The sequence below is a fragment of the Agrobacterium pusense genome, from assembly GCF_013285525.1.
GTDB classification, from domain to species: domain Bacteria; phylum Pseudomonadota; class Alphaproteobacteria; order Rhizobiales; family Rhizobiaceae; genus Agrobacterium; species Agrobacterium pusense.
In genome coordinates, this window is record NZ_CP053857.1 from 1,565,612 (window position 1) to 1,588,507 (window position 22,896).

18 protein-coding genes are annotated in these 22,896 nt (G+C 61.0%); 17 read left to right on the forward strand and 1 reads right to left on the reverse strand.

All coding sequences use genetic code 11. The annotated features are described in order from the left end of the window. The first annotated feature begins 14 nt into the window (after positions 1-14). Genes HQN82_RS20790 through HQN82_RS20820 form a run of 7 tightly spaced genes read left to right on the forward strand, consistent with a single transcriptional unit; the run spans position 15 to position 7,766 of the window. A complete protein-coding gene (locus tag HQN82_RS20790) occupies positions 15-1,286 on the forward strand; it encodes an ABC transporter substrate-binding protein (protein ID WP_173615796.1) in 1,272 nt (423 codons plus the stop codon). Between the two features lie 57 nt (positions 1,287-1,343). Next, positions 1,344-2,312 carry a carbohydrate ABC transporter permease gene (locus HQN82_RS20795; protein WP_004438359.1) on the forward strand — a complete coding sequence of 323 codons (969 nt, stop codon included), beginning with the start codon at positions 1,344-1,346 and terminating at the stop codon, positions 2,310-2,312. Further along, positions 2,305-3,348: a carbohydrate ABC transporter permease gene (locus tag HQN82_RS20800; protein WP_173615797.1), complete on the forward strand. Its 1,044-nt coding sequence runs from the start codon at positions 2,305-2,307 to the stop codon at positions 3,346-3,348. The genes HQN82_RS20795 and HQN82_RS20800 overlap by 8 nt, the downstream gene beginning before the upstream one ends. A 22-nt stretch (positions 3,349-3,370) precedes the next feature. Beyond that, on the forward strand, positions 3,371-4,450 hold the full coding sequence (locus HQN82_RS20805; RefSeq protein ID WP_173615798.1) for an ABC transporter ATP-binding protein: 1,080 nt from the start codon (positions 3,371-3,373) through the stop codon (positions 4,448-4,450). Positions 4,451-4,487: 37 nt separating this feature from the next. After that, complete coding sequence (araD, locus tag HQN82_RS20810) at positions 4,488-6,212, forward strand: L-arabinonate dehydratase (protein ID WP_173615799.1); 1,725 nt, start codon at positions 4,488-4,490, stop codon at positions 6,210-6,212. Positions 6,213-6,223: 11 nt separating this feature from the next. Further along, positions 6,224-7,021 carry an NAD-dependent epimerase/dehydratase family protein gene (locus HQN82_RS20815; RefSeq protein WP_173615800.1) on the forward strand — a complete coding sequence of 266 codons (798 nt, stop codon included), beginning with the start codon at positions 6,224-6,226 and terminating at the stop codon, positions 7,019-7,021. Between the two features lie 34 nt (positions 7,022-7,055). Continuing rightward, positions 7,056-7,766 carry a ribonuclease activity regulator RraA gene (locus tag HQN82_RS20820; protein WP_003506768.1) on the forward strand — a complete coding sequence of 237 codons (711 nt, stop codon included), beginning with the start codon at positions 7,056-7,058 and terminating at the stop codon, positions 7,764-7,766. 3 nt (positions 7,767-7,769) lie between these two features. On the opposite strand, the gene HQN82_RS20825 is transcribed toward HQN82_RS20820, so the two are convergent. Then, a complete protein-coding gene (locus tag HQN82_RS20825) occupies positions 7,770-10,121 on the reverse strand; it encodes a helix-turn-helix transcriptional regulator (RefSeq protein ID WP_173616033.1) in 2,352 nt (783 codons plus the stop codon). Positions 10,122-10,256: 135 nt separating this feature from the next. On the opposite strand from HQN82_RS20825, the gene HQN82_RS20830 reads away from it, so the two are divergent. The 10 genes from HQN82_RS20830 (at position 10,257) to HQN82_RS20875 (ending at position 22,882) form a co-directional block, all read left to right on the forward strand. Continuing rightward, positions 10,257-11,285, forward strand: a complete 1,029-nt coding sequence (locus HQN82_RS20830; RefSeq protein ID WP_173615801.1) for an ABC transporter permease — start codon at positions 10,257-10,259, stop codon at positions 11,283-11,285. After that, positions 11,285-12,166, forward strand: coding sequence for an ABC transporter permease (locus HQN82_RS20835; RefSeq protein WP_006698626.1), 882 nt, complete (start codon positions 11,285-11,287; stop codon positions 12,164-12,166). Before HQN82_RS20830 ends, HQN82_RS20835 begins: the two co-directional genes overlap by 1 nt. A 4-nt stretch (positions 12,167-12,170) precedes the next feature. Further along, positions 12,171-13,817 (forward strand): nickel ABC transporter ATP-binding protein NikE, encoded by a 1,647-nt coding sequence (gene nikE / locus HQN82_RS20840; RefSeq protein WP_173615802.1) that lies wholly within the window; start codon positions 12,171-12,173, stop codon positions 13,815-13,817. A 17-nt stretch (positions 13,818-13,834) separates the two neighbouring features. Next, complete coding sequence (locus HQN82_RS20845; protein WP_173615803.1) at positions 13,835-15,391, forward strand: hydantoinase/oxoprolinase N-terminal domain-containing protein; 1,557 nt, start codon at positions 13,835-13,837, stop codon at positions 15,389-15,391. Beyond that, complete coding sequence (locus HQN82_RS20850) at positions 15,384-16,517, forward strand: S-methyl thiohydantoin desulfurase family protein (RefSeq protein WP_173615804.1); 1,134 nt, start codon at positions 15,384-15,386, stop codon at positions 16,515-16,517. Before HQN82_RS20845 ends, HQN82_RS20850 begins: the two co-directional genes overlap by 8 nt. 42 nt (positions 16,518-16,559) lie before the next feature. After that, a complete protein-coding gene (locus tag HQN82_RS20855; RefSeq protein ID WP_173615805.1) occupies positions 16,560-18,155 on the forward strand; it encodes an ABC transporter substrate-binding protein in 1,596 nt (531 codons plus the stop codon). 116 nt (positions 18,156-18,271) lie between these two features. Further along, complete coding sequence (locus HQN82_RS20860; RefSeq protein ID WP_006698622.1) at positions 18,272-19,348, forward strand: S-methyl thiohydantoin desulfurase family protein; 1,077 nt, start codon at positions 18,272-18,274, stop codon at positions 19,346-19,348. Next, positions 19,345-20,883 carry a hydantoinase/oxoprolinase N-terminal domain-containing protein gene (locus HQN82_RS20865; RefSeq protein ID WP_173615806.1) on the forward strand — a complete coding sequence of 513 codons (1,539 nt, stop codon included), beginning with the start codon at positions 19,345-19,347 and terminating at the stop codon, positions 20,881-20,883. Before HQN82_RS20860 ends, HQN82_RS20865 begins: the two co-directional genes overlap by 4 nt. Positions 20,884-20,927: 44 nt before the next feature. Then, positions 20,928-21,872 carry an isoaspartyl peptidase/L-asparaginase family protein gene (locus HQN82_RS20870; protein ID WP_173615807.1) on the forward strand — a complete coding sequence of 315 codons (945 nt, stop codon included), beginning with the start codon at positions 20,928-20,930 and terminating at the stop codon, positions 21,870-21,872. A 104-nt stretch (positions 21,873-21,976) separates the two neighbouring features. Continuing rightward, a complete protein-coding gene (locus HQN82_RS20875) occupies positions 21,977-22,882 on the forward strand; it encodes a LysR family transcriptional regulator (protein ID WP_004438405.1) in 906 nt (301 codons plus the stop codon). Positions 22,883-22,896 lie beyond the last annotated feature (14 nt).

Sequence of the window (22,896 nt, forward strand, 5' to 3'; positions counted from 1 at the left end):
CGGGAGGAAACCAGATGACCAGAAAATACAGCATGGCACTGGCGCTCGCCATTGGCGCGGCGTCCTTTGCCGGTGCCGCGCAGGCGGCCCAGGAAGTGCGCTTCACCTGCGCTTATGACGGTAACGGCTGCGAAATCCTCAAAGATATTCTCGCGCGTTACGAAAAGCAGCATCCCGATGTGAAGATCGTCACCGATGTCGTGCCCTACAAGGCGCTGCTGGAAGGTCTGCCCGTTCAGCTCGCCGGCGGCAGCGGCCCTGATTTCGCAACCGTGACCGATCTTGGCGGCCTCAACCGCTACTATCTCGATCTGACGCCCTATGTGGATGCGAAATATTGGGAAGACAACTTCTCCAACGTGCTGAAATGGTACCGCAGCGGCCCTGACGACAAGGGCATCTACGGCATGCACACGCAGCTGACCATCACCGGCGCCTTCATCAACCGCACCCTGTTCGATCAGGCAAACGTCGCTGTTCCCGGCAAGGATGCAACGCTGGATGACTGGGCAAAGGCCGCCACGGCCGTCGCCAAGGCAACGGGCACACCTTATCCGATGGCGATTGACCGCTCCGGCCACCGCATCGCCGGCCCGGCCATTTCTTACGGCGCGAAGATTTTCGATGCCGACGGCAAGCCGATCCTCGTCGATGAAGGCTTCACGACGTTCGTGAAGAAGTTCGTGGAGTGGAACAAGGACGGCACCATGGCGCGTGACGTCTGGGCCGGGCAGGGCGGCAATACCTACCGTGACGCCGCGCAGGAATTCATCAACGGCCAGCTGGTCTATTATTATTCCGGCAGCTGGCAGACGGCGCGCTTCGACAGCCAGGTGGGCGATGCCTTTGACTGGGAAGTCGTGCCGCAGCCCTGCGGTGGCGCAGCCTGCACCGGCATGCCTGGCGGCACCGGCATCGTCGGTTTCAAGCAGACCAAGAATCCGAAGGTCGTTGCCGACATCCTGAACTTCCTTGCTCAGGACGAGAACTATCTCGACTTCACCGTGCGCACTCGCAACGTTCCGGCCAACAAGTCGGTGGCTGACAAGGGCGTGACCTATACCGGTGCGACGCCTGCGACGCAGAAGGCCATGAATGCATGGCTGGACCAGATCCCCGGTCTCAGCCCGATTGCCTACGCCTACCAGGGCTACAAGAACAACCGCGCCATGTTCAACATCTCAGTCCAGCGCATCACGCAGGCGATCGTCGGTGAAAGCACCGTTGATGAGGCCATGGCCCGTGCGAAGACGGACCTTGAGGAAGCGTTGAAACAGGCGAAGTGATCCATCGCCTTCCGGCGCGATGTATGCCGCGCCGCGCCGGATCGAAGGAGGACCCTCATGTATAAATTTCTTGCGCCCGTCATGGGCATTGTCGAACTGCCTTTTTCCTTCCTGCAGAAGGTCCTTGGCCACAGGCGGATTGCGTGGGTGTTTCTGACGCCCAACCTGATCCTGTTTGCGGTCTTCGCCTTCCTGCCGATCCTGCTGAACATGGCCTATTCCGTGACCGGCAGCGAACACATACTGCTTTCCGAGCGCCCTTCGGTGGGCGGCGAAAACTTTTCGGTCCTTCTTTCCTGTCAGAATTATCTTGATCCCAATTCCTGTGCGCGCGACCTGTTCTGGCGCTCCGTCTGGAACACGCTGTTCTTCGTCGTGCTGCAGGTGGGTTTCATGGTCGGCTTTTCGCTGATCACGGCCATCGTGCTGAACCGCGATATCCGGGCGCGCGGCTTTTTCCGTGCGGTATTCTTCTTCCCGGTTCTGCTGTCGCCCGTCGTGGTCGCGCTGATCTGGAAGTGGATTCTCCAGCGTTTCGGCGTTCTCAATGCGGCGATGGAAGGCTTAGGCCTCGGTTCGGTGGACTGGCTGCTCGAGGCCAATCTTGCCTTTGGCTGGTCCGTTTTCTTGTCGGTCTGGGCGCATATGGGCTTTTACACGCTCATTCTCCTCGCCGGCCTTCAGGCGATCCCGCGCGATGTCTACGAGGCGGCGCAGCTGGACAAGGCAAGCCCATGGCGCATCTTCCGGCGCATTACCCTGCCGCTGCTTGCGCCCACCATGCTCGTCGTTCTTGTCCTGTCGGTCATCAAGGGTGTGCAGACTTTCGATGAAGTCTTTGCCTTTACCGGCGGTGGCCCGGGTTCGGCGACGACCTTCATCATTCAATTCATCTATCAGACCGGCTTTGCCGGGACGCCCCGGAATTTCGGACTTGCGGCCGCCGCTTCGCTGCTGCTCGCCGTGGTGCTCGTGGTGCTGACCGCCCTGCAATTCCGGGCAAACAGGAGCAAGGTCGATGGCTAGGATTGGCGCATTTCTGACCCGTACCCGCGGCCGTAACGGCAAGCTGCATTGGACCGACTGGCTGTCCTACGCCTATCTCGGCGTGGCCGTGCTGATGATGTTCGGTCCTGTCGTTTGGCTGGTGCTCTCGTCGTTCAAGACGGAAGCCGATCTCCAGCGCTTTCCGCCACGGCTGCTGCCCTATAGCCAGGAAACCATGGTGGTGGACGGGCAGCCAAATCCGCTGCCGGCCTATGTCGACAAGGATGGCCGCAAGCTCGGCGTGATCAGGCGTATCGGCCTCGTGGCGCAGGTGGTTGATCCCGCCAAGCCGGCGGAAGTGCTGAAGATGCAGTTCAACGAACTGAAGCCGGCTGAAAAAGTGGCGCTGGCGACGGAAAACTACACCGAGCTTTTCCAGCGCTTCAATTTCCCGCTCTATTTCTGGAACTCGACCTTCATCACGGTGACATCGACCATCATCATGCTGATCGTCAATTCCATGGCGGCCTTCGCGCTCTCGAAATATCAGTTCAAGGGCAGGGGCGCCGTGCTGGCGCTGGTGGTCGGCACGCTGATGATCCCGCAGACCGTCGTGCTTGTGCCGCTGTTCCTCATCACCAGCCAGCTCGGTTTGATCAACAGTCTTTGGGGCGTCATCATTCCCGGTGCCGCGACACCCACGGGCGTCTTCCTGCTGCGGCAATACATGCTGACGATCCCGGACGAGATCCTCGATGCGGCGCGCATGGACAAGGCCAGCGAGTGGAAAATCTACTGGCGCATCATCCTGCCGCTTTCAGCACCGGCGCTCGCGGTTCTCGCGATCCTTGCGATCATGTGGCGCTGGAACGACTTCCTCTGGCCGCTGATCGTGCTGACCCGCAACGACAACTTCACCCTGCAGCTGGCGCTCAACTCCTTCCAGGGCGAGATGACGACGGAATGGAGCAATCTTCTGGCCATGACGGTGCTGACACTCGCCCCGATCGCGCTGGTCTTCATGTTCCTGCAAAAATATATCGCCACCGGCATTGCGTCCACGGGCGGCAAATAATCCTCAGGGAGGAAATACGACAATGGCAAGTATAGAGCTTCGTCAGGTCAAAAAGACATATGGCGCCCTCGATGTGATCAAGGGCGTCGATCTCGATATCAAGCACGGCGAATTCTGCGTGTTCGTCGGCCCATCCGGCTGCGGCAAGTCGACGCTGCTGCGCATGATCTCGGGCCTCGAAGAGTTGAGCGGTGGTGACATCGTCATCGGCGGCGATGTGGTCAATACGGTGCCGGCTGCGGACCGCGGCCTTGCCATGGTATTCCAGTCCTACGCCCTCTACCCGCATATGACGGTCCGCGAAAACCTCTCTTTCGGTCTTGAGAATATAGGCACGCCGAAGAAGGAAATCGCCGAAAAGATCGCCCAAGTCGCCAAGATGCTGCAGATTGATCAGCTTCTCGAGCGTCGCCCCAAGGATCTGTCGGGCGGTCAGCGCCAGCGCGTTGCCATCGGCCGTGCCGTCGTGCGGGAACCTCGCGTGTTCCTCTTCGACGAACCGCTTTCCAACCTCGATGCGGAACTGCGCGTCGATATGCGCGGCGAAATTTCCAGCCTGCACCGTCGTCTTGGTAATACCATGATCTATGTGACACATGATCAGGTGGAGGCCATGACCATGGCTGACAAGATTGCCGTTTTACGCGCTGGCAAACTGGAACAGTTCGGCGTGCCACTCGATCTCTATAATCGCCCGGCCAATATTTTCGTTGCAGGCTTCATCGGCTCGCCGAAGATGAATTTTTTTGCAGGGGAAGTGACTTCGGACGCGACACCTGCGCTTAAAATCGCGACGGGCGAGACTATCCCGCTGCCACAGACCGGCTTTGCCTATAAGCCCGGCCAGAAGGTGACGCTCGGCATCCGCCCGAACCATGTGGAGCCGGGCGAAGGCGGCGCTTTGACGATGTCCGTACGCACCGCAGAACAGCTGGGCGGGGAGTCCTATCTCTACGGTAATCTCGGTGACGGCACCCCGGTGACACTGCATCTTTCTGGCCAGACCTCGACATCGGCGGGCGAAGTCATCCGCCTGTCGGCGCCACTTCAACACGTCCACCTTTTCGACACGACGAGCGGGCTGACGCTCCGGCAGGACTGACAGCCTTAGGCACCACCCGCAACGTAGGACCAATGACATGACCGATAAAAAACTCCGCTCCGACCGCTGGTTCGCACCCGACGACCTGCGCAGCTTCGGCCACCGCTCGCGCATGATGCAGCTGGGTTATGCGGAGGAGGATTTTATCGGCAAACCCGTCATCGGCATCCTCAACACCTGGTCGGAGCTGAACACCTGTCACTCGCACTTTCCGGAGCGGGTGCAGGATGTGAAACGCGGCGTGTTGCAGGCGGGTGGTTTCCCCGTCGAAATGCCGTCGCTTTCCGTCGATGAGAGCTTCACTAAGCCGACATCGATGCTTTATCGCAACATGCTGGCCATGGAGACGGAAGAAATGATCCGCTCGCATCCGCTCGATGGCGTGGTGCTGATGGGCGGTTGCGACAAGACGACGCCGGGCCTTGTCATGGGGGCAATCTCGGCCGGCGTGCCGATGATCTATCTGCCCGCCGGCCCGATGCTGAGCGGAAATTATGCCGGCAAGGTTCTGGGCTCGGGTTCGGACGCCTGGAAATATTGGGATGAGCGCCGCGCAGGCAATGTTACGGACGAGGAGTGGCGTGGCGTGCAGGGCGGCATCGCCCGTTCTGCCGGTGTGTGCATGACGATGGGCACGGCCTCGACCATGACGGCCATTGCCGACGCGCTCGGCATCACCCTGCCGGGTGCCTCCTCCATTCCGGCAGTCGATTCCGAACATCAGCGCATGTCCGCAGCCTGTGGCCGCCGCATTGTCGAGATGCTGTCGGAAGACCTAACACCGAACCGCATCCTTACGGCGGCAGCTTTCCGCAACGCTGCCATCGTCGCCATGGCGACAGGTTGTTCCACCAATGCCGTCGTCCACCTCATCGCCATGGCGCGCCGCGCCGGCGTGCCGATGACGCTGGACGAGCTGGACGAACTTGGCCGCGTTACACCGCTCATCGCCAATGTCCGCCCCTCCGGCAAGGACTATCTGATGCAGGACTTCTTTTACGCCGGTGGCCTGAGGGCGCTGATGAAGCAGCTGGAAAGTCGTCTCGACTGTTCCGTGCTGACCGTGACCGGCCGCAGCATGGGCGAAAACCTCGAGGGTGCAAAAGTCTATAATGACGACGTGATCCGCTCGCTTGACAATCCCGTTTATGCGGAAGGTTCGCTTGCGGTGCTGCGCGGCAATCTCTGCCCTGACGGCGCCGTCATAAAGCCCGCCGCCTGCGATCCCAAACTCCATGTCCATCAGGGTCCGGCGCTGGTGTTTGACAGCTACCCGGAAATGAAAGCCGCCATCGACGATGAAAATCTCGATGTGACGCCCGATCATGTGCTGGTGCTGCGCAATGCCGGTCCGCTCGGCGGCCCCGGCTTCCCGGAATGGGGCATGCTGCCCATTCCAAAGGCGCTGATCAAAAAAGGCCACCGCGATATGCTGCGCATCTCAGACGCCCGCATGTCCGGCACGTCTTATGGTGCGTGTGTGCTGCATGTCGCACCGGAAAGCTTCGTTGGCGGTCCCTTGGCGCTTCTGAAAACCGGCGATATCGTCCGCCTCGATTTGCCGCAGCGACGTCTCGACATGCTGGTCAGCGAAGAGGAAATCGCAGAGCGCAGGCGGGCATGGCAGGCGCCTGCGCCGCGTTATGAACGCGGCTATGGCTATCTCTTTTCGAAACACGTCACGCAGGCCGATCAGGGCTGCGACTTCGACTTCCTGCAGACGGATTTTGGCCGTTCCGCCGGCGAGCCAGATATTTTCTAAGAGGCGCCATCATGTTGAAGCGATTGCTCATCACCGGTGCCGGCGGCAAGCTGGGCAGCATGCTGCGCGGAAGGCTTGGCCATGTTGCCGAAACCATTCGCCTGTCCGACGTCGTTGATCTCGGTTCGCCAGCGCCGCATGAAGAGCTCGTCCGCTGCGCGCTGGAGGATGAGCAGGCAGTTTACGATCTGGTCAAGGATTGCGACGGCATCGTCCATCTCGGCGGAGTTTCCGTAGAAAGGGCGTTTGATCCCATCGAGGCTGCCAATCTGCGTGGTGTCTACAATCTCTACGAGGCGGCGAGGGCGCACGGCAAACCTCGCATCCTGTTCGCGTCCAGCAACCACACGATCGGTTATTACCCGCAAGGGCAGCAACTTAGCCCTGAGACGCCTTTTCTGCCTGATGGCCTCTATGGGGTTTCGAAGATTTTCGGCGAGGCCATGGCAAGCCTCTACCATTCCAAATTCGGACAGGAGACGGCTATCGTGCGTATCGGCTCCTGTGACGAGAAACCCACGAACTGGCGCATGTTGTCGACCTGGCTCAGCTATGGCGACTTCGTCTCTCTGATAGAGGCGACCTTCCGCGTACCAAAACTCGGCTGCCCGGTCATCTGGGGCGTTTCGGCCAATGACGACAGCTGGTGGGACAATTCCCATGTCGATTTTCTCGGCTGGCAGCGGGGCGACAATGCCGCGCGCTACCGGGCTGAAATCGAGCGCGACGTACCGCGCCCCGGCCCCGAGGCAGCAATCGCAAAATATCAGGGCGGCATTTTTATCGATGAGCCCATTCACAGGACTTGAAACACATCCATCCGGCCATTGCGAGGAAACAGACATGAACAATGAAACGCGCGAAAAACTGATGACGATTTCCGTCGCCACGCTGGCGACAGCGCTTTACAAGCGCGGCCTGCGAAACCAGGTCATTCAGGGCGTGCGCCCGCTGGGTTACAAGGGCAAGAACATGGTGGGCCCGGCCTTCACCCTGCGCTACATGCCGGCCCGAGAGGATCGCAACCAGCTCGTTGAATTCCGCAATCCCGCCCATCCGCAGCGCGTTGCCATCGAAACCTGCCCGCCGGGCCACGTGCTTGTCATGGACAGCCGCAAGGATGCCTCTGCCGCCTCGGCCGGCGATATTCTGGTGACGCGTCTGATGGTTCGCGGTGGTGCGGGCATCGTTTCCGATGGCGGTTTCCGGGATGCGGCCACCATTGCCGAGCTGGACATTCCGGCCTACCACACCCGCCCTTCGAGCCCCACCAATCTGACCAAACACGAGGCTATCGAGATCAACGGCCCCATCGGCTGCGGCGATGCACCGGTCTTTCCCGGCGACATCATCGTGGGCGATGCCGATTGCGTCATCGTCATCCCCGCGGGCATTGCCGATGAAGTGGCGACGGAAGCGGTTGAAATGACAGCCTATGAGGATTTCGTGGTGGAGCAGGTCAAGGCCGGCCAGACGATCATCGGTCTTTACCCCTGCACCAAGGAAGAGCACCAGACGGCCTTTGCCGAATGGCGCAAGAAGAATAACCGCTGAACCTCATAACCAGCCCAGTGCTTTCGCGGCGCGGATCGCCTCCGCGCGGCGTTTGCAATCCAGCTTGCGGAACAGGTTGCCAAGGTGAAACTTCACGGTCACTTCCGAGATGTTGAGCGTCTGAGCAATCTTCTTGTTCGACATGCCGCTGGCCAATAGTTGTAGCATCTGTGCTTCCCGTTGAGAAAGGCCGCCATGCAGCGCTCGGGCCTGCGGTGAGTTCACCGAGGCGGCGAAAATAGACAGCGCGGTGCGGACATCGGATGAGGTTTCGATGAAACTGCGGATGCGGCGGTTGTTGAGAAGCGGCGAAAGGAAGACGCGCTCTTCCGACAGCACACCGTTGCAGCCAAGGCGGGTCGCCGATTCAAGCGCAGTCAGTATATGCGCGCGGGCGGCGGCGTTGTCACGGCGCTGGTGCGCGGCATAGCTCTGCCAGATTCTCAGTGCGACCGTCTCGCGATTGGTGACCTTTGGATTGGCGATCATCGCATCGATCTGCCGGGAGAGATAGGCGCGGGGTGTGAACAGATGCACTGCATCGCGCAGCCAGGCCATGACATAGGCGATTTCATCACGACGTGTCAGGCGGGAGAGGTCTTCGTGGGCGCTCTCCACCCAGTTTCGGCCCATGGGCATGCGAACTGCTGAAAGCGTCGCTGCGGCATCTGCCCAACGGTTGGCGTTCTGATAGGCGATAGCCGTTCTGATCTCCATCATCGCATGAAACTGCAACCCCTCCGACAGATGAATCCAGAGTCCGTCCAGAAAACCCGGGCGAACGGTCATCGGAAAATGGTCGATCAGCACCTGCGAGGCGTAATGCAGTGCAAACTGCATCAGACTCGGCCAGATTTCGGCGGCGGCGAAATGATCGAAATCATGTTCGACGAAATGCAGCAGGTCGCGCGGTTTTCCGGCCTCATAGGCAAGGCAGGCTTCCGCCAGTCGCAGCATCCGGAACTCCTGCACGGCATCATGCGGCACCTGTTCCAGCCGTACGCGCGCTTCCTGCGCCGCCCGGCGCGCCAGAAGCACATCGCCGCTCATCAGCCGCAGCACGATCTGGTGCAGATGGATGAAGAATTCGAGCAGAGGCTGTCCGCCCATTTTGCGCAGATAGATGAGCGCGCGGGCGGCGGCCGCCTCTGCCTCGCGGAAATTGCGACGGCGGATTTCGAATTCGAGCAGCGCATTGTAATAGGCCGCCCATTTTCCGTGATCGTCCATGGGGTAATCCGCCATGAACTCGCCAAGCCGCGTTATCACCGCGTCATTGGGCGTCAGGTCCTCGGCGATCATCAGGTTCAGCCGGAAGGTGCGGGCGGCGAAGGAAAACCGCGAGCCGCGGGCTAGCACCTTCAGCGGGTCAAGGTAATCCGAGCCGAGGCTTTTGCCGAGCAGATGGCGCACGCGCTGCAATTCGCCCTGTTTCAGCAAGGCGCGGGTAACCGCGAAAAGGACGGTTTCATTGGAGGTGATCATATCCTGCGAAAACCGCATGATGATTTCGCGAAACCTGTCGACGCTGCTTCGGTAGATCAGTTCCCGCCCATGGGCGCGTTCGAGGATTTGCGCGGCATGGGTCTCGTAACCGCGATCGAGCAGCATCGCCATGGCTGCGAGCGAATGCCCTGCCTTTTCGAAGGCCGAGGCGACCTCCACCACGGCGCTGCCGGCCTGCAGGGTGGCGAGGCGTTCTCTTGCCGCGATCGTTAGGAGCCGTATCAGTGTGTGGTGATTGTCGGGTTTTCCCGTCAGAAAGGGCGGAAGAAGCGTGGCCCAGTCAGCATCTGGGGCGGCGGAAGGGTTTTCGAGCCAGAAGGAAAGCTCGACGGTCTGGGCGGGCGTGAGATGGGGCAGATAGCTTTCGCGCAGATAGTCGGCGCATAACGTGTCATCCGGCAGGCGCGCCAGCGAAAGAAAGGCCGGCCATCCCGCGTAATCCTCGAGCGCCAGCCGTCGTTGCCCGGGCGGAAGGTCGTCCGCCTCATCTGGCCGTAAGGCGAGTTCTTCCGGTCCAATGGTGAGCGAGCCGTGATGCAGGATGTGACGCGCCATGCCGCTGATCCTCTGGTCCGGCCGGCAGGCGATGACGACGAAACGCACCGATTCCAGAATGGGGGCTGGCATGCGTACCGCCCTTGCAAAAACTGGAATGTCCCACAGCAGGTTGCCATTGACCGCGTCATCGCTTTGCGGCTGGTGCGTGCGGCATATCTGGGCTCCGAGTTCCTTTGCCAGCGTCTCGAGCAATACGCTTTTTCCCGCACCCGCCGGTGCGCGCAGAAACACCACGCCTGCGGTTTCGCTGGCGATGCGATTGCAGAGGTGGGTCCGGGGCAGCAGCGTCATGGGAAAGGGATAGGATATCAGTCTCAAAAAACCTATACTCATTCTTCAAAAAACTATACCTTTCAGCGATTGTTCGAATGGCCATGTGGTGAAAACTTGTGCTCAGGCAACCGATGCACAAGGAACGTTCCACCGATGCAGCAACATCCGCTGATCGCGATTTTGAACAGGCTCGGCACTTTCGTGATGGTCATGATTGCCCTGTCCATCATGATTTTTGTGCTCGCCCGCGTGGTGCCCGGAGACCCCGCCCGCATGGCGCTGGGTCCGGCGGCTACGCAGGAGCAGGTGGATGCGCTGCGCGGGCAGATGGGCCTCGACAAGCCGCTCGCCGTTCAATATCTCGATTATATCGGCAACGCGCTGCACGGTGATCTTGGTTTTTCGCTGGTGTCGCAGCGTCCGGTTACGACCGATCTCGCGCAGACCGTTCCCGCCACCGTGGAGCTGGTGCTGGTCTCGGTCATCTTCATGTTCCTCGTCGCCATCCCGCTCGGCGTCATCACGGCGCATTATCGCGACCGGCCGCTGGATCATATCGGTCGCATCCTGTCGCTTACCGGGGTCACGATCCCAAGCTTTCTCTTCGCCATCACGCTGCAATTGCTGGCAGCGCGCTTTCTCTCCGGCTGGCCGATCATCGGCAGGCTCGACCACGCGCTCGGCTGGCAGGGCGGCCCGACCGGCTTCATCCTCGTCGACGGCGTGCTGGCCGGACGTTTCGACGTCGTGCTCGATGCGTTGAAACATCTCGCGCTGCCGGCTTTCGCGCTTTCCATGGCCGGCATCGGCCAGATCACCCGCATCACGCGCTCCTCGATGATCGAGAACCAGCGCAAGGACCATGTGCTGACCCTGCAGAGCTTCGGCGTGCCGGAGCGGGTCATCATCTTCCGTTACCTGCTGAAGCTCTCTTCCATCGCGCCCCTGACGATCATGGGTCTCGAATTCGCGTCGCTGATCGGCAATGCCTTCGTGATCGAGATGGTCTTCGCCTGGGGCGGTTTTGCTTCCTATGGGCTCAACGCCATCCTGCAGAAAGACCTCAACGCCGTGACCGCCGTGGTGCTGGTGGCCGGCCTGTTCTTCATCGTTGCGAACCTGATCGTGGATGTTCTGATCTCGATCATCGACCCGCGCCTGCGCCGCAAGGAGGCTCGCTGATGGCCGATATGAAAATGCTTGAACCCACTGATCGCGGCTTAAGCGCCGGTTACATGATGTGGTATCGCTTCAGCCGCAATCCGGCGGCGGTGATCGGCTCGTTGATCCTTCTCTCGGTGCTGGTACTGGCGGTCTTTGCACCCTGGCTTACGCCCTATCCGAAACATATCGGCGCGGTTGTCGATTTCCGCGCCCGCCACATGCCGCCGGATCTCGAACACTGGTTCGGCACCGACAAGGCCGGGCGCGATATCTTTTCCCGCACCATCTTCGGGCTCCGCGTCTCTCTGCTTCTCGTCATCGGCGTGCTCGGTATTTCGGTTCCCGTCGGCACGGTGCTTGGCCTGATCGCCGGTTATTTCGGCGGCTGGACCGAAAAACTCATCAGCGGCCTGACGAATGTGATGCTGGCCATGCCGCCACTGGTCATGGCACTCGCAGTGTCCAACCTCCTGGAACCGACGCTGACGAACGCCATGATCGCAATCACGCTGCTATGGTGGACCTGGCATGCGCGGCTGATCTATTCGGTGTCGAAGTCCATCGCCTCGGAAGACTATATCGAAGCGGCACGTCTTGCCGGTGCAGGCCCGTTGCACATCCTCTTCCGCGAAATCCTGCCCAATTGCGTTTCGGTCATATCGGTCAAGACGACGCTCGATGCCGCCTTCGTCATCCTGTTCGGTGCGACGCTGAGCTTCCTGGGTTTTGGCGTCAAGCCGCCGACCCCTGATCTTGGATCGATGGTCGCCGACGGGCGCCAGTTCATGCCGGATTTCTGGTGGGAAGTGCTCTGCCCCGGCGCGGCCGTGCTTTACGTGACGCTGGGCTTCAATCTGCTGGGCGACGGCCTGCGCGACATGTTCGACGTGGAAAGCTAAAACCATGACTGAACCGCTTCTCAAGCTCGAAAATCTCAACGTCACCTTCACCAACTATGGCCGCACCCGGCAGGTGCTGCGCGATGTCGCCTTCACGGTTGCCGCCGGCGAACGCGTAGCATTGATCGGCGAAACCGGGTCGGGCAAGTCAGTCACGGCGAAGGCTATCATCGGTACGCTGCCGAAAAACGCCGCGATCACGTCAGGTGCCATCGTCATTGATGGCCGGGATGTGCTGTCCATGCCACGCAGGGAGCGTGAGGCCCTGAAGGGGACCGCGTTTTCACTGATCATGCAGGACCCGCTTTCCTCCTTCAATCCGGTCTTCAAGATCGGCACGCATCTCGATGATGTCATGCGTTTTGCCGACAAGCGCGATGGAATCAACTCGTCCAAGGCCGAGCGTCGCAACCGCATTGCTGCCGTTCTACGCCGGGTGCAGCTTGCCGACACCGAGCGGGTGATGAACGCCTATCCCTCCGAACTTTCGGGCGGCATGCGCCAGCGCGTGCTGATCGGGCTTGCCCTGCTGCACCAGCCGAAGCTCCTGATCGCGGACGAGCCGGGCACGGCGCTTGATGTGACGACGCAGGATGAAATCCTCAATCTCATCAACGAGCTGGTCGCCGAAGAAAACATGGCGCTCTTGATGATCACCCACAATCTCGGCGTCGTGCGCAAGGTGGCGGATCGGGTCGTGGTCATGCATCATGGCGATATCGTAGAGACCGGACCCTGCACGCAAATCCTCCATAGCCCCGCCAAGGATTATACTCGCTCGCTTCTGGATGCCGTGCCGCCGCTTTATGGCCCGCGCGTCACCGATCTGGTGCAGAGCACGCGGCAGCCGATTATCACCATTGAAGGGCTGAACAAGATTTATGGCCGGCGCAATGGCTACCATGCCGTGCGGGATGTGAACCTGACGCTGAAGCAGGGCGAGGTTTTTGGCCTTGCGGGCGAATCCGGTTCCGGCAAGACCTCGGTCGCGCGCATGATCATGGGCCTTTCGCGCCCGACCTCCGGCAATCTTGTCATTGACGCCCCCGCGCCTGCGCGCGGCAAGCGACTGACGCAGATCGTCTATCAAAACCCGGGCACGTCGCTTAATCCGAAACGCACGGTGAAACAGACGCTTGCCTTGCCGCTGAAATCCATCGGCATGGATGGGCAGGCGCGGGAAAACCGCATGCAGGAACTGATGGGGCTGGTGCGGCTGCCGCAATCCTATCTCGGCAAATATCCGCATGAGCTGTCAGGCGGCCAGAAGCAGCGTGTGGCGATTGCCCGGGCGTTGGCGGCCGAGCCGAAAATTCTCATCCTCGATGAGCCGACGGCCGCACTCGATGTGTCCGTGCAGAAGACGGTTATCGACCTTCTGCTGCAGCTGCGCGAGGAGCTTGGCCTGACCTATCTGATGATCTCGCACGACCTGTCGCTGATGCGCAATTTCTGTTCGCGCATCGCCATCATGCTGCGGGGCGAGATTGTCGAAGAGGGCGTGACGTCGGCGGTCTTCGCCGAACCGGCCCATCCCTACACCCGCGCCCTGATCGCGGCCATCCCCGTCGTCACCGACGAGGAAGAACGTCTCAAACCCACGGTGACCGAGGAGGAGCGCATGCGCTTCCTCGTCAAAACGACCGATTGATGAAAGAGGAGCCTGACGTGTATCGCGTTGGAATTGACGTCGGCGGCACGAATACCGATGCCGTTGTGTTGCAGGATAAGACCGTTCTGGCTGGGGTGAAGGCCTCCACGACAGAGGATGTGACGTCAGGTGTCATCGAAGCCCTTGAAAAGGTCATCGAGGCATCGGGCATAGACAGGGCGCGCATCGGTGCGGTGATGATCGGCACCACGCATTTCACCAATGCGGTGATCGAGCGCCGGCATATGGACGAGGTTGCAGCCATCCGGCTCGGCCTGCCGTCCGGTGCCGGCCTGCCGCCCATGGTCGACTGGCCGGATGACCTCCGGGAAATCGTCGGCAACCACGGATATCAAGTGCGCGGCGGTTACGAATTCGACGGTCGCGAAATTTCGCCGCTCGATGAGGACGAGATCGTTCGCATCGCCGCCGATATCCGCGCCAAGGGCCTGAAGGCCGCTGCCGTCACCTGTGTCTTCAGCGGCATCAATGATGCGATGGAGCTGCGGGCGAAAGAAATCCTGCAGGAGCGCTGCCCCGGCCTGCCGGTGGTGATGTCCAAGGATATCGGCCGCCATGGCCTGCTTGCACGCGAAAGTGCGGCAATCATGAATGCCAGCCTGCTGTCGCTTGCCGACCGCACGGTTGCGGCTTTCGGCGAAGCGCTGAAGGCTGCGGGCATCACCTGCCCTTTCTACATCACCCAGAACGACGGTACGCTGATGGCGGCTGACGTGGTGCGCGGTTTCCCCGTGCTCACCTTTGCTTCCGGTCCGACGAACTCCATGCGTGGTGCGGCCTTCCTCACCGGTCTCAGGGATGCCGTCGTCGTGGATGTGGGCGGCACCACGTCGGACGTTGGCTCGCTTTCCCACGGTTTCCCGCGTCAGGCCTCGACCACGGTGGACATTGGCGGCGTGCGCACCAATTTCCGCATGCCTGACGTTTTCTCCATCGGTCTCGGCGGCGGTTCCCTCGTGGTCAATGGCGATCACGGTCTGACAGTCGGACCGAAATCCGTCGGTTACCGCGTCCGCCGCGAGGCGCTGTGCTTTGGTGGCTCGACCCTGACAGCGACCGATATCGCGGTTGCCTCCGGCAAGGCCGATGTTGGCGAGAAAAAGCTGGTCTCCAGCCTTGATAAAAAGCTCGTGGATGCTGCCGTGAGCAAAATCAACGACATGCTGGAGGCCTGCGTGGAGCGCAGCCGCATTTCGTCGTCACCGGTGCCGGTTATCGCCGTTGGCGGCGGATCCATCCTGATGCCGGATCGCATCGGTGATCTTGATGTCATTCGGCCTGAGAATTTCGCGGTGGCCAATGCCGTTGGCGCGGCCATTGCGCAGATCAGCGGTGAGACCGACCGGGTCTTCTCACTCGTCGATGGACGCACGCGCGAGAGCGCACTGGCCGAGGCAGAAGCGGAGGCCCGCGAAAAGGCGGTTGCCGCCGGCGCGATTGCCGCGACGCTCGAAGTGATCGAGCGCGAGGATATGCCGCTGGCTTACCTGCCCGGCAACGCCACCCGCATTCATGTGAAAGTTGTTGGAGAAATGGGAGCCAATCATGGCTGAGACACGCAAGCTGAAATATGACGACGCGGCATTGCGGACGCTGACCCGTGAAGATCTCGACGCGCTGGAAATCGGCGCCGGCATTCTCGGCACGGGCGGCGGCGGCAATCCTTATCTCGGCAAGCTTCTGGCGCTGGAGGCCATGAAGGCCGGCTACGAGATGAAGATCCTCGCAACCGACGCGATTGAGCCGGACGCGCTCTGCATGTCCATCGGCGGTATCGGCGCACCCGTCGTCGGCGTCGAGCGCATTCGCGAAGGTCGCGAAGGCCTGCGCTGCCTGCGGGCGATGGAAGAGCTGATCCGCACGCCAGTTGACGCCATCGTCTGCGAGGAGATAGGGGGTTCCAATTCCATGAACCCGCTGGTGACGGCGGCGCTGGGCGGCCTGCCGATCCTCGACTGCGACGGCATGGGCCGGGCATTCCCGGAAATGCAGATGACCACCTTCTCCATCTATGGCCATAGTTCCACGCCGTCGGTGATGTGCGATCTGCATGGCAATGCCGTCATCTTCAGCCATGCCGTTTCCGAGGTCTGGCACGAGCGCATGGCACGCGCCTGCGTCGTCTCGCAGGGGGGTGGCGCGATGCTGGCGACCGCGCCGATGCAGGCGCACTACGTGCACCAGTATGGCATTCCGAAAACCTACACCAAGGCCATTGCCATCGGTGAGGCGGTGATCCGCGCCCGCAAACAGCAGGAAGACCCTATTGCCGCAGTCTGCGCGCTCGAAGGCGGGCGGCGCATCTTCAACGGCAAGATCACCGATCTGAAGCGCCATCTTCGCGGCGGTTTCGCCGTCGGCGATCTCACGCTTTCCGGCTTTGATGATTGCGCCGGCCAGACGGCAGGCGTCGCCATCCAGAACGAATTCCTGCTGTTTTCCCGTGACGGCAAGGTGGAAGTGACGGTGCCCGATCTGATTGTTCTGCTCGATGTCGACACCGGTTATCCGATCACCACCGAAGTGCTGCGCTACGGCCAGCGCGTGGCCGTCATCGCCATTCCCTGTCACGACCTGCTGCGCAGCGCCCGCGCGCTTGAGGTCGTTGGCCCGGCGGCCTTCGGTTACACGGACATTCCTTTCTCACCGCTGCCCGTTCCGGTCAGCAAGGCTGCCTAACCATAAGCGGGCCAATGACCCGCAATAAAGAGGAGAACAAAAATGAAAATGCCTGTACTTTCTTCCCATCTCGCTGCGCTGGCACTCGGCACGGCGCTCGCGTTGCCGCTTGTTTCTTCCGCAGCCCTTGCGGAAGACAAGGTATCGGTCGCAGTCAATACCATGCAGATATTCAGCTCGCTCGACCCTGCGAAAGTGACTGATTACACCGGCTACATGGCCATCGTGAATATGTATGATGGCCTGACCACGGTGAACGCCAAGGGCGAAATCGTGCCGCATCTGGCGAAATCCTGGGAGATTTCCGAGGACGGCCTGACCTACACCTTCCACCTGCGCGACGATGCGAAGTTCCAGGACGGTACGGCAGTGAAAGCGGCGGATATCGCCTGGTCGATCCAGCGCCTGCTCGGCATCAACAAGGGCCCGTCGAACCTCATCGTCGGCGTGCTGAAGCCTGAAAACGTGACCGCGCCTGACGATGCAACCCTGGTCATGAAGATCGACCGCCAGTTCTCGCCCTTCATGGCGGCGACGCCGCTGATGATGGCGATGAACAAGACGCTGATCGAAGCCAATGCCAAGCCCGAAGACAAATGGGGCGAGGCTTATGTCGGCGAACATTCCGCCGGCTCCGGCCCCTACAAGCTGGTCAGCTACAACCGTTCTGCCGACATGGTCATCGCCCGCAACGCCGATTATTTCCTCGGCTGGACGAAGGGCAAGCCGATCGATGAAGTGCGCTTCGTGCAGACCAGCGACGACGCCACCGTCAAGGCGTTGGCGGAAAAGGGCGAGCTCGGCCTTTCCTCGCACGGGCTTGGCAACGACACCTATGAATCCATCGGCCGGATGAAGGGTTACAAGCTGATCCAGACCCGCACCGCCGGCGGCTTCGTCATCAAGCTCAACACCAAGGTCTATCCGACCGACGACGTCCACGTTCGCCGCGCCATCGCCTATGCGACCGACTACAAGACGATCCAGGAAGTGATCTATCCGGGCTTCGATATGAAGGGACCGCTTTCCGACGCGTTCAAGGACGCGCATAATGCCGATATACAGCCGGGCGTCTACGATCTGGAAAAAGCCAAGGAAGAGCTGGCGAAGTCGAAATATGCGGGCCAGAAGATCACGCTCGTCAACAGCTACGTCGCCTCGCTCGCCTTCGAGGCGGAAGTGGCGCTGCTGTTGCAGTCCAGCCTCGAGCAGATCGGCATCACGCTCGATATCAAGCCCGAGCCGTGGAACCGTATCGTCGAGCTTTCTTCCAAGCCCGAAACAACGCCGGCATCGACGCAGGTGAATATCTCGCCGACCTATCCGTCGCCGGATTCGATGTTCTACAACCAGTACCATTCCAAGGCTTCCGGCACCTGGATGTCGATGGAATGGCTGCAGAACGCGGAAATCGACGGCTTGATTGACAAGGTTCGCGCCACCACTGATGTGAACGAGCAGAACGCTACCTACAAGGAACTGCAGACGAAGATCGTCGATCTGCAGCCTGACGTCTGGGCCGTTGCGCCCAACCGCCGTTATGCGGCGAACAAGTGCCTGCAGGGTTACGAGTTCATCCCCATGCAGAGCTGGGACCTGAACTTCTCCAACTTCCATTGGGACTGCAAGGCGGAGTGATCTTGACCTCATGAAAACCGGCCCCGCCCAGATGGCGGGGTTGGCAGACTTTGAACTTCAAAGGGAAGGAGCATCGCCTGCGGCCGGAAAGGCTGCGGCATGCCCGAGGATGACGCATGATCCAGGAATTTTCGGAAGACGATATCGAACCTCTGGCCACCGGTGCCTGGATTCTGGGAACGGGTGGCGGCGGCAATCCCTATATCTCGACGCTCAATCTGCGGCGTCTCTATGCCGAGGGGCGACGGGTCAAGGTCATGGATCCCATGGCGCTTGCCGATGACGACATGGTCGCCGTCGTCTCCAAGATGGGTGCGCCGCTTGTCGGTCAGGAACGACTGGGTGATCCCGTGCATCTCGCCCGTGCCGTCGAGGTTATGGAGGATTATCTCGGCAAGCCGTTCCGGGCGATCATGAGTGTGGAGATCGGCGGCTCCAACGCGCTCTCGTCTTTCCTCGCCGCCGCCGTTCTCGACCGGCCGGTCGTCAATGCCGACGCCATGGGACGCGCCTATCCCGAAGCGCAGATGACATCTTTCGCCATCGGCAACCTGCCGATGTTTCCGCTGTCGCTGGTCGATGTGCGCGACAATGAGGTGATCGTGACCCGCGCAGCCTCCTGGAAATGGATGGAGCGCATCTCGCGCAAGGTCTGCACCGAAGTCGGTTCCACCGCCGCCACATGCAAGGCCCCCCGCACCGGCAAGGAAGTGAAGGAGTGGGGTATTCATTACACCGTTACCAAGGCGACCGAACTCGGGCGCGCGGTGATGGAAGCCCGTGCACGCCATGACGATCCCGTTCAGGCGGTTCTCGACCACGAGGGCGGCAAGCAGCTGTTCCGCGGCAAGGTGGTGGACGTGGCCCGCGAGACTACAGGTGGTTTCCTGCGTGGCAGCACCACCATTGAAGGCATCGATGCCGACCGTGGCTCGCGCATGGAGCTCGCATTCCAGAATGAGTGGGCCGTTGCCTTCCGCGATGGCCAGCCAGTCGCGATGACGCCGGACCTGCTCTGCCTTCTCGATACGGTTTCCGGTGGCGCCATCGGTACGGAATCGGTGCGTTACGGCCAGCGCGTAACGGTTGTCGCCCTGCCGGCACCAGAGCTTTTGACGACGCCTGCCGGCATCGCCGCCGTCGGTCCGCGCGCCTTCGGTTATGACATTGACTTCAGATCGGTATTCCCATGAAACGCATCGGTATTGACGTTGGCGGCACCAATACGGATGCCGTTCTGATTGATGGAGACACCATTGTCGCCTCCATCAAGGTTCCGACCACGCAGGATGTCCTGTCGGGCGTAAAAGCAGCGCTCGCCCATGTGTCTGGCCATGTCGGCGCGGCGGACCGACCGATAGATGCTGTAATGATCGGCACCACCCATTTCACCAATGCGGTGGTGGAGCGCGCCCGGCTGGAACGGGTTGCAGCCATCCGCATCGCTCTGCCGACCGGTTCTTCGCTGCCGCCCATGTGCGACTGGCCAAAAGATTTGTACGATGCTGTCGATCCGTTGATCTTCATGGTCCATGGTGGCCATGAATATGACGGCAGCCCGCTGGTGCCGATGATTCCCGATGAAATTCGGGAGGCGGCGATGAAAATCCGCGATGCGGGCATCACTTCCATCGCCATTTCGGCAACCTTCTCGCCGCTGACAACTGAATGCGAAGTGCGGGCGGCGGAAATCGTCCGTTCGGTCATTCCCGATGCACGCATCACGCTTTCCCATACGCTTGGCCGCATCGGGCTTCTGGAGCGGGAAAACGTCGCCCTGCTGAACGCGGCACTGCAAACCCTTGGCAAGACCACCGTTCAGGCATTTTCGGATGCGTTGCGCGAAGCAGGTGTGAAGGCGCCATTCTATCTGACCCAGAATGACGGCACGGTGGCGCTCGCGGATGTCGCCGCTGCCAACCCGGTGCACAGCTTCGCTTCCGGCCCGACGAACTCGATGCGGGGTGCTGCCTTCCTCACCGGGCTAACCGATGCCATGGTGGTGGATGTCGGTGGGACGACTTCCGATATCGGCTGCCTTGTCGGCGGTTTTCCGCGCGAGGCGAACAATATCGTCCATATTGGGGGGGTGCGCACGCTCTTCCGCATGCCCGATCTTCTGCCGATTGCGCTCGGCGGCGGCACCATCGTTGATCCTGAGACGGGCAAGATCGGTCCGCGCTCGGTCGGTTATCGCATCCTGACGCAGGCCCGTGTTTTCGGCGGCGAGACGCTCACGACATCGGACATCGCCGTAGCGGCGGGCCTGATCGAGATGGGTGACCGCGACCGTGTCAAATGCCTCGATCCGACTTTCGTGCAGGCCACACTCCAACGCATCCGTGACATGGTGGCCGACAGTTTCGACCAGATGAAGACCTCGGCCGAAGATGTGCCGCTGGTTGCCGTCGGCGGCGGGGCGTTTTTGATTCCCGAGACGGTTCCGGGTGCGTCGGAAGTGCTGCGTGTGGAAAATGCCGGCGTTGCCAATGCGCTGGGCGCGGCGATGGCGCAGGTTTCCGGCGAGGTTGACCAGGTCTTTTCCGGCCTGAGCCGCGAGGAGGCCCTTGCGAAAGCAGAGACCGAGGCGCAGAACGCGGCGATTGCTTCTGGAGCGGAGCGAGCGAGCCTGAAGACGCTTGAGGTGGAAGATATCCCGATTGCCTATCTGCCTGGCGGCGCGCGGCGGGTTCGCGTGCGGGTCATCGGCGATATCGCCTTTCATTGATGGTAAGAGGCCCTGCGGTTGGCGGGGCGACGAGGGGAGAGAACATGACGAAGATCGCACTGGCCATTCACGGTGGTTGCGGCGTTATGCCGGAAGACAGCATGAATTCAGAGGAGTGGACCGCTGCGCGCGATGATCTGGCAGCGGCGCTGCGTGCCGGTTATGGCGTATTGAAGGCTGGCGGAACCGCGCTTGAGGCGGTCGAGGCGGCGGTCGTTGTCATGGAGGACAGCCCGCATTTTAACGCAGGGCATGGTGCCGCACTGAACGAGAACGGCATCCACGAACTCGATGCCTCGATCATGGATGGTGCCACATTGGCAGCGGGCGCGATCAGCGCGTCCCGCGCCATCCGCAATCCGGTGAAAGCCGCCCGCGCACTGATGGCGGATGACCGTGCCGTCTATCTGACGGGGGAGGCGGCCGACCGCTTTGCGGAGGAAAAGGGGCTCGCGACCGAGCCGCAATCCTATTTCACGACTCAAAAGCGCCGTGAAGCACTGGCGGCGATGAAGCGCCATGCCGCCGCTGGCACGGAAGCGACGGAAAACGAGAAACACGGAACCGTGGGTGCGGTGGCGCTCGATGGAGCGGGCCATCTTGCCGCGGCCACCTCGACAGGTGGCTACACCAACAAGCCCGATGGCCGGGTGGGTGACAGCCCGGTGATCGGGGCAGGCACCTATGCACGGGATGGAGCCTGCGCGGTTTCCGGCACCGGCAAGGGCGAATTTTTCATCCGCTACGTCGTCGGTCACGAGATCGCATCCCGCGTCGCCTATCTCGGGCAGGATCTGGAGACTGCTGCTGGCAATCTCGTCCATAAGGATCTGGCGCCCTACGATATTGGCGCGGGTCTTGTGGCTATCGATGCCGAAGGCGGGATTGCAGCGCCGTATAATACCCCCGGCATGTTCCGCGGTTGGGTTACCCCCACGGGTGATGCTTGCGTGGCCACCCATGACACCGTGTATTCGGTGGAACTGTAGGCAGTTGCCGCGTGCGAGATAAAAAACCGGTGACATGAAGCGTTATCGGCGGCAAAACGTCAGAACCGAAACCGGCTTGTCTCTTAATCCATGGTGCTGGCCTCATGAACATCAAGCAGCTCGAAGTTCTTCGCACGCTTCTTTCCACCGGCTCGACCATCGCCACGGCCAAGGCAATGGGGCTTAGCCAATCCGGTATCAGCCGGCTTCTGGCGCAGCTTGAGGCCGACCTGTCTCTGACGCTGTTTGCCCGCGACAAAGGGCGGCTCATTCCGACACCGGAGGCGGTGCTGCTTGCGCGGGATGCGGAAAACGTGCTGCTTGCGGTCGACCGCATGTCCGGTCATGCGGAAGATTTGCGGAATGGTGCGGCCGGTCCGGAAATCGTGCGCATCGGGTTGCCGAGCAGTATGTGGGAAAATTTCGCGCCCGCCATGCTGATCGACTATGTCCGGGATTTTCCCGGCGTTCGCATCGAGACTTTTTTCGAGACGACGACCGCCATCAACAAGCTTGTCGGCGAGCGGGTGATTGATCTCGGTTTCCTGCGGATGGAAGGTGAGATCGGGCCGGGCATCGATGTCGAGCGTGTCGCGACCGGCAAGAGTGTGTGCGTGGTCCGGGAGGATCATCCGCTGGCAGCGCTTGACGAAATTACCGTGAAGGACCTGCGCAACATTCCGCTCATCCTGATCGGCCGCCAGCGGCCAAATCGCATGGCGCTCGATCAGGTGTTCAAAAAGGCTGGCGTCAAACCGATGGTGAAGATCGAGACTCACACCAACAGTTCCGCCTGCGCCTATGTGGCGCACGGGTTGGGGGTAACGATCATCAGCAGTTTTTATGCCAACCTCTATCGGCACCTGCCCGTTGTCGCGAGGCCGTTCGTCCCGCAGGCGACGCAGGAATTCGGTCTTGCCCGCGCCTCCGGCGCGCCGCTCTCCATCGCTGCGCAGGCGCTGAGCGATGCCTTGAAGCGGGAAATCCAGCTCTCGCAAAAGATCGTCTGAAGCGGGATTTTTTG

Bases quoted from the DNA above. Each gene is read 5' to 3' on its own strand.
- HQN82_RS20870 (WP_173615807.1), top strand. From the start codon at position 20,928: ATGACGAAGATCGCACTGGCCATTCACGGTGGTTGCGGCGTTATGCCG.
- HQN82_RS20800 (WP_173615797.1), top strand. From the start codon at position 2,305: ATGGCTAGGATTGGCGCATTTCTGACCCGTACCCGCGGCCGTAACGGC.
- HQN82_RS20795 (WP_004438359.1), top strand. From the start codon at position 1,344: ATGTATAAATTTCTTGCGCCCGTCATGGGCATTGTCGAACTGCCTTTT.
- HQN82_RS20855 (WP_173615805.1), top strand. From the start codon at position 16,560: ATGAAAATGCCTGTACTTTCTTCCCATCTCGCTGCGCTGGCACTCGGC.
- HQN82_RS20835 (WP_006698626.1), top strand. From the start codon at position 11,285: ATGGCCGATATGAAAATGCTTGAACCCACTGATCGCGGCTTAAGCGCC.
- araD (WP_173615799.1), top strand. From the start codon at position 4,488: ATGACCGATAAAAAACTCCGCTCCGACCGCTGGTTCGCACCCGACGAC.
- HQN82_RS20790 (WP_173615796.1), top strand. From the start codon at position 15: ATGACCAGAAAATACAGCATGGCACTGGCGCTCGCCATTGGCGCGGCG.
- HQN82_RS20865 (WP_173615806.1), top strand. From the start codon at position 19,345: ATGAAACGCATCGGTATTGACGTTGGCGGCACCAATACGGATGCCGTT.
- HQN82_RS20815 (WP_173615800.1), top strand. From the start codon at position 6,224: ATGTTGAAGCGATTGCTCATCACCGGTGCCGGCGGCAAGCTGGGCAGC.
- HQN82_RS20830 (WP_173615801.1), top strand. From the start codon at position 10,257: ATGCAGCAACATCCGCTGATCGCGATTTTGAACAGGCTCGGCACTTTC.
- HQN82_RS20860 (WP_006698622.1), top strand. From the start codon at position 18,272: ATGATCCAGGAATTTTCGGAAGACGATATCGAACCTCTGGCCACCGGT.
- HQN82_RS20850 (WP_173615804.1), top strand. From the start codon at position 15,384: ATGGCTGAGACACGCAAGCTGAAATATGACGACGCGGCATTGCGGACG.
- HQN82_RS20805 (WP_173615798.1), top strand. From the start codon at position 3,371: ATGGCAAGTATAGAGCTTCGTCAGGTCAAAAAGACATATGGCGCCCTC.
- HQN82_RS20825 (WP_173616033.1), bottom strand. From the start codon at position 10,121: ATGACGCTGCTGCCCCGGACCCACCTCTGCAATCGCATCGCCAGCGAA.
- nikE (WP_173615802.1), top strand. From the start codon at position 12,171: ATGACTGAACCGCTTCTCAAGCTCGAAAATCTCAACGTCACCTTCACC.
- HQN82_RS20875 (WP_004438405.1), top strand. From the start codon at position 21,977: ATGAACATCAAGCAGCTCGAAGTTCTTCGCACGCTTCTTTCCACCGGC.
- HQN82_RS20820 (WP_003506768.1), top strand. From the start codon at position 7,056: ATGAACAATGAAACGCGCGAAAAACTGATGACGATTTCCGTCGCCACG.